The following is an 11,424-nucleotide window of genomic DNA, read 5'->3' on the forward strand; positions in this document are numbered from 1 at the left end:
AACTGCGATTGCAACGGCATCAATTCATTGCGGGCAAATACGCGTGCTGCAGGTTCCACCGCGCCGAAATTGCTAGCGCTGTTGGGCATGATCCCCATCAGTTGCGGCGGCACGCGGTGTGCAGCCAGCAAGTCGTCTCGGGTCACGCCCTTGATGTTGAAGAACTCATCTTTCGCTGCTACGTCCGACACCGGCAATATCTGGGTGCCGTCTTTCTTGCCGTTGGGTGCGTACATAAAGAGATTGCGAAAATTGCCTGGTCCCTTGCTGTCGCGCATCGCCTGGCGCAGCTGGTCCACGTCTTCGATGTTCTGGGCTGGATCCGTCATATAAAAAATGAAACCGGCGTGCGAACCGTTCTTGTAATACTTGCGCCGGAACAGCGTGGCCGCTTCGTTAAGCCAGGCCGATTGCAAGGCACTGAGGTATTGCGGCACGCCGTACACCTCCTGGTTCACATCGGGGTCCGTCAGGTGGAAGACGCTGCCCTTGCCTTCCGCAATGAGTTACAGGTCGGCATTGCCGACGCCCTGCGCAATGTCACCGTAAAACATATCGACCAGACCCGCGAGAGTGACGCCGCGTTCTTGCGACGGCTGGGCAAGAAGTACGATGCTGTTGCCACGGTCATCAATACGCTTGCAGGCTGGTGCTACAGCAAGATAGAACCACCCAAGGAGGAAGACGATATCGATCCGTTTACTATCGATGAACAGGCGACGATTTTAAAGAGCCTGACCGGCCAAGGCCGTAACCTGATCCAGTTTGCTTTCTGGACTGGATTGCGAACATCGGAATACGTAGCGTTGAATTGGACTGATATCGACTTCGTGCGCGGCGGCGTTTATGTGAGCAAAGCGCTAACGCAGCACGCCGAAGAGCCTGAGAAGCCAAAGACGGCGGCTGGAAAACGTGAAGTCAAATTGCTGCCTTTGGCCCTGGAGGCGTTGGAGAATCAAAAATCTTTCACTTGGTTAAAGGGTGACGAGGTCTTTCAAAATCCCAATACCGACGAGCGCTGGGATGGCGACCAGGCGATACGCAAAACATTATGGGCGCATGCCCTTAAGCGCGGCGGCGTTCGTTATCGAAAACCTTATCAAACACGCCACACCTATGCGTCGATGATGCTTTCAGCTGGTGAGCATCCAATGTGGGTAGCCAAACAAATGGGCCATGCTGACTGGACAATGATTGCTCGGGTGTATGGCCGCTGGATGCCTGACGCGGATCCGAACGCCGGAGACAAGGCTGTGCAGCGTTTCGGAGGGAATGACAGCATTATGACAACTACCAAGCCGAAGGCCGCATGATTGCTAGGTTTACGGCGGGTTCGATCCCGCCGCCTCCACCACTCTTTTGTTTCAGAAGCCTGAGCTGCCATTCAGTGAATATTTCCCGGTTGTTTCGACCGCCACATATTCACTGAATGGCGGCTTTTTTATTTCTGCCACACCCCATCCTCAATTAACTGATTGAAGTCTTCGAAGAGCCACGCTGGCTGTCGGCGGCAATTTGGCGCGCGCGCAATTCTTCTGTGGTGCTGCCATTTCCATCGGGTGCCCATCCGGGAGGCATGAACAGATACCCAAGGAAAGCGCGCAGGCTGCGCGCCGCAGCCAGATCGCGCAGCAAGCCGGCCCATCCAAAAAACTCTATCCGCAACGGGTTATGGCTGGTCAGCGGTTGCACCAGGCCGTAACGACAAGGCAGGTCGTCACGCTCCTTGATATAGGTGCCGAACATGCGATCGAAGATGATCAGCACGCCGCCATAATTCGCATCCAGGTATTCGAGGTTGGCAGCATGGCGAACACGATGCGCGGGTTGAAGCCTAGCCATATCAGCGGCACGTAAAACATGGCGGTGCCGGCCAGTTTGCTCAGTATGCCGATGCGCACTGCCGCCGACAAATTCAACTGGTTGGGAGAGTGGTGTACCGCGTGATTGCTCCAGAACCAGCGCACCCTGTGCGACGCCCGGTGGAACCAGTAATAACAGAATTCCTGGCCGATAAATAGCAACAGCATCATGAACCAGCCGTCGAGCTGGATCACGCCTAGGCGATGCTGATATGCCAGGCCTATCAGCGGCGTCGCCAGTGACAGCGGCACAAAGATATTGAGACCGGTGCGCACCACAAAATCCAGCGCGGAAATACCGGATGCACGCCAATCATAATGTTGGCGACGCGACAGCACGGCGGCTTCCACCAGCGCGAAAACAAGCACGGCCGGGGTCGCGACGAATAATAAAAATTTATCAAGCAAGTACATGCACGGACCCTTGATTTGCGTCAGGAATAAGTCATGTCAATGTAAACCCTGGGCTTGCGCGACACCAGTTTTTTTACGATGAGGCAGCCCAAAATTCCCGCGATGCGAAGTCGATATTTCGCCTGTTATTCAAGCTAAGTGGGAAGCACGCAACAGTTAGAGGCTTTCTTCGATTCTCCCGTATACAAACTTTCTACCCAGACATAGAATCCGGTGCTGCTAGGCATTGCAGCAGTGTCTCTGCCATCGCCATCACGGATGGGCATGAACACATTCAATTCATTCTGGGAGTCTTCTTGTGAAGCGTTACACCGGTGTATTTGCATGCATTTTTGTCTATTTCATTGCCATCGCGGGCAGCTTGCTGCCAGCCATGGAAAGCCGGGCGGATGCGATGGATGACATCCAGAGCCGGCGCGCGATTCGCATCGCGGTGCCGAAAGATACCCCGCCATTCGGTGCAGATAATCAATACAAGACGTTGGAAGGATTCGACATCTCGATCGCCAGGATGATCGCACTGGAACTGGGCGTCAAACTCGATATGGTGCCGCTGGCCAGCGCTGAACGTATCCCCTCGCTGGTGAACCGGCACGTCGACCTGGTGATTTCCAGCCTGGGTAAGAATCCGGAACGCCTGAAGCAGATCGACTTTTCACAAGCGTATGCGCCGTTCTATCTGGGTGTTTTCGGCGCGCCGAACATTGACGTGAAAAATGGCGCCGGCCTGGCCGGCAAATCCATCGCCGTCCTCAAGGATTCGATCGAAGACGTAGAGCTGAGCAAGATTGCGCCGCCTACCGCTACCATCAAACGCTTCGGCACCAGCAAGGAAGCAGAACAATCCTACCTGCAAGGTGAATCCAAGCTGCTGGCCGCGGGCAACGTGCTGATTTCGGCGTTCACCAAGGAACAGGCTGAGAACACCCAGTTGAAAATCGTGTTGAAAGATTCGCCTTGCTTTATCGGCATTAATAAAAACGAAACCGCCTTGCTGAACAGGATCAACGCCATGCTGACCAGCATCAAGAAAAACGGCATGCTCAACGTCAATGCCCAGCGCTGGTTCAAGGCGCCGCTACCTGACAGCGTATTGCACAGCAGTCTCGAATAAACTGAGTCTCAGGTTGCAGCGAATAAAAAGGGTTCCGTCAATCGGGACCCTTTTTTAATTCCCCGGTCGATTCGCGCCCACATTGATTTCAATGCCGCCATAGCGTCAAGATCCGCCTCGCAACCTGCCGCGAAAGATGTGGTAAGTTCGGAATATGAAATCTATTACGCAGGGAGAAGCAACATGCCGACCGCAAGCCTGAATGGCGAAATCATCACCAGCTGGGAAAGCTTCCATAACGAATCCGCCAAGGCATTCGGCTTTCCCGAATTCTATGGCCGCAACATGAATGCCTGGATCGATTGCCTGAGTTATCTGCGTGACGAGGACGGCATGAGCAAGTTCCGGCTCAAGGAAAATGAAATGCTGGAGATTGAAGTGCTGCACAGCGAAAAACTGCGCCAGCACGCTGCCGAGATCATCGAAGAACTTGAGTTCTGCATCGCTGCAATCAACGAACGTTACGACGACTACGGCGAGAAACCGGCGCTGAAGCTGACACTGCGCTAGATGGCGTTGTCATTTTTTCCTTAATCGATCAGCTTGTCACCGTCGTAAAACGGATACGGTCCGTCAAATTCTCCGATGTAGGCGGTGTGGCTGATCAAGCCGGCATCGGCATCCCACAGGTGTAGTTGAAACGCCGGCGGCTCCATCACAAAGCGGGATGCCGCCTGCGGGCTCAAATCCAGCGCCACCTGATGTGCAACCCCGGGACAAGTCGAAGCAATCGTGCCGCCAAAACGCACCTGGATGGCGCGGTGCAGGTGGCCGCAAAGAATCCGCTCCACCTGCGGATGCGCTTGCACCACGGCGGCCAATGCCTGCGGCTGCGCCAGACCTATGTTATCCATATGGCCGATGCCGGTTTTAAACGGCGGATGATGCATCACGATCACGGTCGGCTGATTCGGCTGCGCCGCCAGCACCTGCTCCAGCCATGCCAGGCTGTCAGCCGCCAATGCACCGCTGCTGGATTGTGGAATGACCGTATCCAGCGCGACGATACGCAGCGGATGATCATCGATCACGTATTCAATCCTGTCTCTGCCCTGCCGAAGGTACAGGTGATCGGGAAAGGCTGCTCTCAGGGCGGCGCGGTCATCGTGATTACCCGGCAACAGGTAGTAAGGCATCGTCAGAGGCTGCAGTAGCTGGCGCAAGAATGCGTACTCTTCGGGTAGGCCGAAATCGACCAGGTCGCCGGTGATCACCACGGCATCGGGCCGCTGCCTGAGTTGATTGACCTCTTCCACACAGCGCCTCAGGCTTTCTGCGGTATCAACCATCCGGTACGATTTCTTGCCATGCGCCTTGATATGCAAATCGGAAATCTGGCACAGAATCATGCACTCACCTCATCGTGAAAATGCAGCAAGGCATGCTCAGGAACACGTAACGATATGCGCTCCCCCACTTGCCAGGATGCGCGTCTGCCGGTTTCAACCACCACGACCTGTTCTGTCCCGACATCGATCAGCAGGCGGGTCCTGTCTCCGAGAAAAAAGGTCGACAGGATTTCTCCCCGCATGTTGGCGCCACCCATGTCATCGGCGACGACTTCGACATCTTCCGGCCGAAACATCAACGTCGCTCGCAGGTCCGCAGACGAGGTATCGCAGGGCAGCCGGCCACCGCCAAAGCATAGCTGGCCATCACTCGCGGTGCCAGTGATGCGATTCATGGTGCCGATGAAATCGGCGACAAAATGATTGGCGGGACGATAGTAGATATCTTGCGGGCTGCCGATCTGCGCGATCTTGCCACGTTCCATGACCACCACGCGGTCACCCAGCGCCATCGCCTCGCTCTGATCGTGCGTCACATAAATGGCGGTGATGCCAAGCTTGCGCAGCAACTGGTTGAGATCGGCCCGCAGGGTTTCACGCAGTTTCGCGTCGAGCGCAGTCAACGGCTCGTCCAGCAGCAATACCTTGGGTTCGACCGCAAGCGCCCGCGCCAGTGCAACCCGTTGTTTCTGGCCGCCAGACAGCTGGTCGATGCGACGGTGGCTGAGTCCTTGCAGGTGCACCATCTCCAGCAACGCTTCAATTTTTTCCAGACGCTGGGGGGCAGGCATCTTGCGGATTTTCAGACCATAGGCGATATTTTCACCGACCGTCATGTTGGGAAACAAGGCGTAGTTCTGGAACACCATGCCAACGCCGCGTTTTTCTATCGGCAAGGCGGTGACGTCTTCACCTCCGAATAACACCTGGCCGCCGGCATCCGGAAATTCCAAACCGGCGATCAGGCGCAAGGTCGTGGTTTTGCCACATCCGGAAGGACCCAGCAGCACCACGGTTTCGCCTGGATGAATTTCCAGTTCTATCGGCTGCAGTGCCTGGGCGCCGTTGGCGAATGTTTTACCGCACCCGACTAATTTGATGGAAACAGCATTCTTCATAAACGGACTCTTGAGCGTGTGGTGTGCGTTACCCATTGCATGGCGATCAGCAGCGGGATAATCATCACGAAGAAAATCAAGGTGTAGGCGGAGCCGACTTCAAGCCTCATCGAAGCGTAGCTGTCGGCCAGGCCGACCGGCAAAGTCATGGTCAGCGGCGTATGCAGCATCCAGGTGATGTTGAATTCGCCTATCGACAAAGTCACGACCATCAATGCGCCGGCCAGGATGCCGGAAAACACGTTGGGAATCACGATACCGAAAAAGCGCTGCATCAATCCGGCGCCGAGACTGGCTGCGGCTTCCTCCAATACCGACAGTTGCGAAGACTGCATCACCGCCAGCACCGGCCGCACCATGAACGGCAAGGTGAACAGCACATGGCCGACCAGGATAAACAACAGGCTGCCGCGAAATTCCCGATACTGGCCGTAGGCCATGATCAGGGCCAGCGCAGTGGCCAGTCCGGGCACCGCCACAGGCATCATCAGCAGTTCTTCGATGGCGCGCGCCAGACGGCTGTTACCGCCGTTGTGGCGCGCCAGCATATAGGCCAGCGGCACGCCGGCGACGGTGGTGACGGCCAGGCAGGCCAGCGCAATCGCAATCGAACGCCAGATCGTTATCTGGTAAGTATCCCAGACCTGCGCTATCCAGCGTGTGGTAAAGCCGCTGGAAAGGCCGATGAAAAAATTGTCGGTGATCCCTGCCAGCATCGACAATACGATCGGCACGATCAGGAATGCACATACCAGCAAGGTGAAGCCGAGCTGGAGAGAGAAACGGAATGATTTATTCATGCTGACCCCTGCCCTATGCTGCGGCGCCAGCGGTATTGCCTGACCATGAACGGGCCAGCGCCAGCACCAGCCAGGTCATCGCCCCCAGCACGATCGACAATGCGGCCGCCATGGCAAAGTTGGCGTAGCTGGTAAATTCGTTATAGATCGCCATCGGCAATACATCAATGTTAGTGGCCAGTGTGAATGCGGTGCCGAAAGCGCCGACGCTGGTGGCGAAGCAGATGGCGCCGGATGAAATCAATGCCGGCGACAACGCCGGCAGCACGACATTGACGAACACTTGCAGCGGATTGGCGCCCAATGAGCGAGCGGCTTCTTCCAATGCCGGATCGAGCTTTTCCGCTGCGGCCATGACCGTCAGGATGACGCGAGGGATCGAAAAATACAGATAGCCGAGGAACAGGCCGCCAAGCGAATAGGCGAACACCCAGGAATCGCCAAACAGCCAGGTGCTCACCACGCCGATCAAGCCCTGACGCCCCGCTAGCATGATCACCATGAAACCGACCACCACGCCAGGAAAAGCCAAAGGGAAAGTCAACATGGCGAGCAGGACGGATTTTCCGGCGAAGCGATTGCGTTGTAAAAACAGGGCGACGAATGAGGAAATCATCAGTGTCGCCAAGGTCACCACTGCTGACAACAACAACGTAGATAGCAGGCTCATCAGATAATGATGATTAGTCACTACGGCAAAATAGGCCGCAATCCCGGTGGGGCCGCTGGCGCCGACTTCCAGCAGCCGCAACATCGGCAGCAGCCAGAAGGCCAGGAACAACGTCATGCCTGGCACGGCAAACAGCAGATATATCTGGCGCCGCGCTGGCGTACGGCGCTTCGGCAATTGCTTGGTCACCGCACTTCAGCCTGATAGCGTTCGCTGAATGCGCGCTGAACTTCGGCCATCTTGCCGTAGTCGATAGACTTGGCGCGTGCGTATTCTGCCGCCGGCAAGAAGTGCGACTGTGCTTCTTTGGAAATCGCGGAAGCCCGTACCGGCCGCAGATAAGCATTGGCCCAGATCGCCTGGCCTTCGCTGGAGAGCAGGAAATCCAGCACCTTCTTAGCGTTGGCCGGATTCGGGCCGTTTTTCACCATGCTGACCACGTAAGGCACAGTCAGGGTTCCTTCGCTGGGAATCACGAAGGCGACGTTTGCTTTGTCCTTGTATTTGGCGCGATAGGCATCGAAATCGTAGCCGAATAAAATCGGAATCTCGCCAGACAGCAGACGCGCGTAGGAAGTCTGCTTAGGCACGATCGGCTGGTTTTTTTGCAGCGCTTTGAAATAGCTGATGCCTGGCGTGAAGTTATCCAGAGTACCGCCGAGCGCCTGGTTGACCGCCACCGCGCCGACATAGCCGACGAAGGCGCTGGCCGGATCGAGATAGCCGATTAGTCCCTTGTATTCCGGTTTCAGCAAATCCTGCCAGGAACGCGGCACCGGTTTGCCCTTGAGGGCATCGACATTCACCATGATGCCCATGGTGCCGGAATGGATCGTGAACCAGTAGCCATCCGGGTCTTTCAGATCATTCGGGATGTCATTCCAGCCAGCCGGCTTGTATGGCGTAATCACGTCTTTCTTTTTCGCTTCAATCCCGAAGGTCACGCCGACATAGGTAAAGTCGGCCACCGGGCTGGCTTTTTCCGCGATGATCTGCGACAGCGACTGGCCGCTGTTCTTGTTATCGGGAGGCACCGTGATACCGGTCTTATCCTTGATAGCCTTGATCTGCGTTGCCCAGTCTGCCCATTCAGGCGGGCAGTTATAGCAAATGGCGTTCTGCGCAACGGCATGGACCGATGCGGCCAGGGCGACGGTAGCGACCATCGCATGGAAAACACGTGCTAAGCGCATGCTGCTTCCTTTCTGTATTAACGGTGAGAGTTGAATGGTTTGACCGACGCGCCGATGCGGACGGTATGCGGCAATATGTGCGATGCGGCGGTCACGCTGCTGTGCTGCGGTTCTTCGATCGCTGTCACCAGTGTGCGCAAGGCCAGTTCGCCGATTTGTTCGGACGGCTGCTCGACGCTGCTCAACATTGGATCCATCAATTCGCCTAATGGAATGCCATCGAAGCCCATGACCGAGACGTCGTCCGGCACGCGCAAACCGAGTGCGCGCAGATCACGCATGGCACTCAACGCCAGCAGGTCGTTGGAACAAAACAAGGCGCTCGGACGCTGCGAGGGATCGCGAAATGCGTGCAGGTATTCGAGGGCCAGCGAAGTATAGGTATGGCGCGGAACTTCAATCGGGGCCAGCGGCTTCAGGCCATGCTGCTGCATCGCCTGCAGATAGCCGTGATAACGCTGTACGGCGCGATCCGAGGCATGGAACTGTCCGGCCAGCATCTGGATGCGGCTATGGCCAAGCCGGATCAGGTAGGCGACGGCATCATAGGCGGCGGTGCGGTTATCCACCGAAACCGACGGCCGAGCGCTCTGTTGCGGCTGGTTGTACACCAGTACATAGGGGATCTGTTCGCGGTCCAGCACATCCAGCGTGGTGCTGGCGTCGGCGTCCGTTACGGTAAGGATGACGCCATCGACGCGATGCGCCAGCAGCAGCTCCACCGCCGCGGCTTCATCCTGCTGGCAATATTCGGTGGCGGTAAACATGACCGAATAATCGCGCCGGCGCGCCGCCATTTCGACACCTTGCAGACATTGCGCAAACACGGTGTTGGACAGGGTCGGCACCACCACGCCAACCGTGCGCGAACGACCCGCGCGCAGATTACGGCCGGTGAAGTTCGGCCGGAAGCCGAGTGCCTCTATCGCCTGATTTACCTTGACGGCGGTATCGATGCTGACCGAGTCCGGCTTGTTCAGCAGACGCGATACTGTGGCGATCGAAACGCCGGCTTCTAAAGCAACTTGTTTGATGGATGGACGCACGATGCAACCCGCGATGTAAACGTTTACATCGTGCCAGTGCATTGTTACGTACTGATGACGTTCCAGCTCTCAAGCGAAATTATTCTGCTGCTGTTGTATTGCCGACGGTTGCGGACAAAGTCGCCTCCGAGATCAGATTCGGCTGAGAGAAACCTTGCAGCTACGCGTATTTTAGGAGAGCGGGCATGGATGAGCGATGCCAGCGACCAGCGACTAGAGAGGCTGGCGAATATAGTAGATATCCCATTCTTCCTCTGAGAGAAACTGGAAACCATTGCGCTGATAAAAGCGATTTGAATCACTGTCGCGCAGAGCTCCTACACGCAACGGCATGGCCCGCGCGTCGGCCTCTTCAAAGATTTTTGCCAGGACCGCCGCACCGATGCCTTGTCCCTGGTGGCCAGGACGGATGTAGAGATGATCCAGCAGCAGTTGGTCTGCTCCAGGCTTGACTGCGACAAAACCTGCACGCTGTTGGTTCACCATCACGTGTCGAGTGTACTCAGCGGAAAAGCCGGCGCGAAAGCGTTCTCTTGCCCGGGCCGGATCAAAGCGGCCAACCCGTTCCAGGCTTTCGCGCATGGCGTCGATACGTAATGCGACAAGTTCTTCAAAATCAGCTTCTGTTGCAGAAACCAAGGTCACGGCCGGAACGCTCGATGCGGGCATATTTGTTCAAGATTTGTCGTTGATCATGACGTCAATTCTATCCGAATGGCGAAACGCCAAGCGCGGTCTTGCTTCCGTGCCGCTCTGGCGTCGCCAGACATGATGGAGTAGGCTATACGCGTCGCCATATGCAGGCCGATGGCTCATCACAGGTTACCTAATATGGAAAAGACCGCATTTGTGTTCGCAGGTGGCGGCAGCCTTGGGGCCATCGAAGCCGGCATGTTACGTGAGCTGATCGCTTCCGGCATACGTCCGGATTTCCTGGTCGGTGCTTCCGCCGGCGCTATCAACAGCGTCTTTTTTGCCTATCAACCACATGCAGCCGGCGCCACACGCCTGGAGTTCCTGTGGCGCGGCATCCGCCGTCAGCAGATCATGCCGTGGTCGATCTTATCTTTGCTGGGCGCCTTCCGGGCCCAAGGCACCCACCTGGTCAGTTCCGCAAAATTGCGCGAACTGCTTTACGCGCATTTTGGCAGCCGTAAGCTGGAGGAGACTGATCTTCCGGTATATGTTGTTGCGACCGAGATGAAAACCGGCAACGAGGTGGTCATTTCTTCCGGCTCGGCGGTGGAGGCTGTGCTTGCCAGCACCGCTATTCCAGGTGTTTTTCCTCCGGTTTCGTTGGGTGGAAACATGTTGATCGATGGCGGCGTCGCCAACAATACGCCAATCTCCACGGCGATTCGATTGGGTGCAACACGTGTCGTCGTGCTGACTACCGGATTTACCTGTGCGGAGCGGCGTCAGCCTAAAGGCGCGCTTGAACATGCCATGAGCGCACTTAACCTGTTGGTCGCGCGGCAGCTGGTATCCGATCTGGAGCGCTGGTCTTCGCATGCGGCGATTGCCGTTGTTGCCCCCTTGTGTCCGCTGGATGTATCGCCCTACGATTACAGCCAGTGTGGGCTTCTGATTGATCGGGCAGCGGCTGAGACTCGGCGTTGGCTTGAAGCCGGAGGACTGGACAAGCAGACGATTCCGGACGCACTTAGACCACACGCCCATGGAAAGGAAGAGGAAATTCGCTAAGATGCCGATGTTTTTTACAAAAAATCATACAAACTCTGTGCACAAATCTGCAATTTCAAAGCGCAAAGCAAAAACCCTCCCAGCTTACGCGGGGAGGGTTTTCTAATAAAAGCCTGACGATGACCTACTTTCACACTGGTTGCAGCACTATCATCGGCGCAAAGTCGTTTCACGGTCCTGTTCGGGATGGGAAGGGGTGGTACCAACTCGCTAT

At 56.3% G+C, this 11,424-nt stretch carries 11 protein-coding genes, 1 rRNA gene and 2 pseudogenes; 4 read left to right on the forward strand and 10 right to left on the reverse strand.

Translation table 11 applies throughout. The annotated features are described in order from the left end of the window. A pseudogene (locus tag ABI171_RS05970) lies at positions 1 to 491 on the reverse strand (phage portal protein); the annotation flags it as partial. Here ABI171_RS05970 and ABI171_RS05975 point away from each other — a divergent pair. After that, the gene (locus ABI171_RS05975) at positions 474 to 1,313 is read left to right on the forward strand and encodes a tyrosine-type recombinase/integrase (RefSeq protein WP_348091684.1); all 840 of its coding nucleotides are present in this window, start codon (positions 474 to 476) and stop codon (positions 1,311 to 1,313) included. The pseudogene ABI171_RS05970 and the gene ABI171_RS05975 overlap by 18 nt on opposite strands. 154 nt (positions 1,314 to 1,467) lie before the next feature. Here the strand turns inward: ABI171_RS05975 and ABI171_RS05980 are convergent. Continuing rightward, a pseudogene (locus ABI171_RS05980) lies at positions 1,468 to 2,276 on the reverse strand (sterol desaturase family protein). 298 nt (positions 2,277 to 2,574) lie between these two features. Between ABI171_RS05980 and ABI171_RS05985 the strand changes: the two are divergent. Both ABI171_RS05985 and ABI171_RS05990 read left to right on the forward strand, forming a co-directional pair. After that, a complete protein-coding gene (locus tag ABI171_RS05985; protein WP_348091685.1) occupies positions 2,575 to 3,390 on the forward strand; it encodes a transporter substrate-binding domain-containing protein in 816 nt (271 codons plus the stop codon). Positions 3,391 to 3,573: 183 nt separating this feature from the next. Then, positions 3,574 to 3,900, forward strand: coding sequence for a barstar family protein (locus ABI171_RS05990; RefSeq protein WP_348091686.1), 327 nt, complete (start codon positions 3,574 to 3,576; stop codon positions 3,898 to 3,900). 20 nt (positions 3,901 to 3,920) lie between these two features. Here the strand turns inward: ABI171_RS05990 and ABI171_RS05995 are convergent, their stop codons facing one another. The 7 genes from ABI171_RS05995 to ABI171_RS06025 form a co-directional block, all read right to left on the reverse strand. Continuing rightward, positions 3,921 to 4,739: a phosphodiesterase gene (locus ABI171_RS05995; RefSeq protein WP_348091687.1), complete on the reverse strand. Its 819-nt coding sequence runs from the start codon at positions 4,737 to 4,739 to the stop codon at positions 3,921 to 3,923. Continuing rightward, positions 4,736 to 5,797: an ABC transporter ATP-binding protein gene (locus tag ABI171_RS06000; RefSeq protein WP_348091688.1), complete on the reverse strand. Its 1,062-nt coding sequence runs from the start codon at positions 5,795 to 5,797 to the stop codon at positions 4,736 to 4,738. The genes ABI171_RS05995 and ABI171_RS06000 overlap by 4 nt, the downstream gene beginning before the upstream one ends. Next, positions 5,794 to 6,597: an ABC transporter permease subunit gene (locus ABI171_RS06005; RefSeq protein WP_348091689.1), complete on the reverse strand. Its 804-nt coding sequence runs from the start codon at positions 6,595 to 6,597 to the stop codon at positions 5,794 to 5,796. The genes ABI171_RS06000 and ABI171_RS06005 overlap by 4 nt, the downstream gene beginning before the upstream one ends. 13 nt (positions 6,598 to 6,610) lie before the next feature. Next, a complete protein-coding gene (locus ABI171_RS06010) occupies positions 6,611 to 7,384 on the reverse strand; it encodes an ABC transporter permease (protein WP_348091693.1) in 774 nt (257 codons plus the stop codon). A 68-nt stretch (positions 7,385 to 7,452) separates the two neighbouring features. Continuing rightward, positions 7,453 to 8,433, reverse strand: a complete 981-nt coding sequence (locus ABI171_RS06015) for an ABC transporter substrate-binding protein (protein WP_348091694.1) — start codon at positions 8,431 to 8,433, stop codon at positions 7,453 to 7,455. A gap of 44 nt (positions 8,434 to 8,477) precedes the next feature. Beyond that, positions 8,478 to 9,506, reverse strand: coding sequence for a LacI family DNA-binding transcriptional regulator (locus ABI171_RS06020; protein WP_348091690.1), 1,029 nt, complete (start codon positions 9,504 to 9,506; stop codon positions 8,478 to 8,480). A gap of 213 nt (positions 9,507 to 9,719) precedes the next feature. Continuing rightward, positions 9,720 to 10,175 (reverse strand): GNAT family N-acetyltransferase, encoded by a 456-nt coding sequence (locus ABI171_RS06025; protein ID WP_348091691.1) that lies wholly within the window; start codon positions 10,173 to 10,175, stop codon positions 9,720 to 9,722. Between the two features lie 162 nt (positions 10,176 to 10,337). Here ABI171_RS06025 and ABI171_RS06030 point away from each other — a divergent pair, with 162 nt between their 5' ends. After that, complete coding sequence (locus tag ABI171_RS06030; protein ID WP_348091692.1) at positions 10,338 to 11,210, forward strand: patatin-like phospholipase family protein; 873 nt, start codon at positions 10,338 to 10,340, stop codon at positions 11,208 to 11,210. 111 nt (positions 11,211 to 11,321) lie between these two features. Here the strand turns inward: ABI171_RS06030 and rrf are convergent. After that, positions 11,322 to 11,424, reverse strand: a 5S ribosomal RNA gene (gene rrf / locus ABI171_RS06035); the annotation flags it as partial.

This window comes from Collimonas sp., assembly GCF_039923675.1.
GTDB lineage: Bacteria > Pseudomonadota > Gammaproteobacteria > Burkholderiales > Burkholderiaceae_D > Collimonas.

What these genes read in the sequence shown, in the direction of transcription:
- ABI171_RS05990 (WP_348091686.1), top strand. Translation starts at nt 3,574, where the DNA reads ATGCCGACCGCAAGCCTGAATGGCGAAATCATCACCAGCTGGGAAAGC.
- ABI171_RS05995 (WP_348091687.1), bottom strand. Translation starts at nt 4,739, where the DNA reads ATGATTCTGTGCCAGATTTCCGATTTGCATATCAAGGCGCATGGCAAG.
- ABI171_RS06000 (WP_348091688.1), bottom strand. Translation starts at nt 5,797, where the DNA reads ATGAAGAATGCTGTTTCCATCAAATTAGTCGGGTGCGGTAAAACATTC.
- ABI171_RS06005 (WP_348091689.1), bottom strand. Translation starts at nt 6,597, where the DNA reads ATGAATAAATCATTCCGTTTCTCTCTCCAGCTCGGCTTCACCTTGCTG.
- ABI171_RS06010 (WP_348091693.1), bottom strand. Translation starts at nt 7,384, where the DNA reads ATGACGTTGTTCCTGGCCTTCTGGCTGCTGCCGATGTTGCGGCTGCTG.
- ABI171_RS06015 (WP_348091694.1), bottom strand. Translation starts at nt 8,433, where the DNA reads ATGGTCGCTACCGTCGCCCTGGCCGCATCGGTCCATGCCGTTGCGCAG.
- ABI171_RS06025 (WP_348091691.1), bottom strand. Translation starts at nt 10,175, where the DNA reads ATGCCCGCATCGAGCGTTCCGGCCGTGACCTTGGTTTCTGCAACAGAA.
- ABI171_RS06030 (WP_348091692.1), top strand. Translation starts at nt 10,338, where the DNA reads ATGGAAAAGACCGCATTTGTGTTCGCAGGTGGCGGCAGCCTTGGGGCC.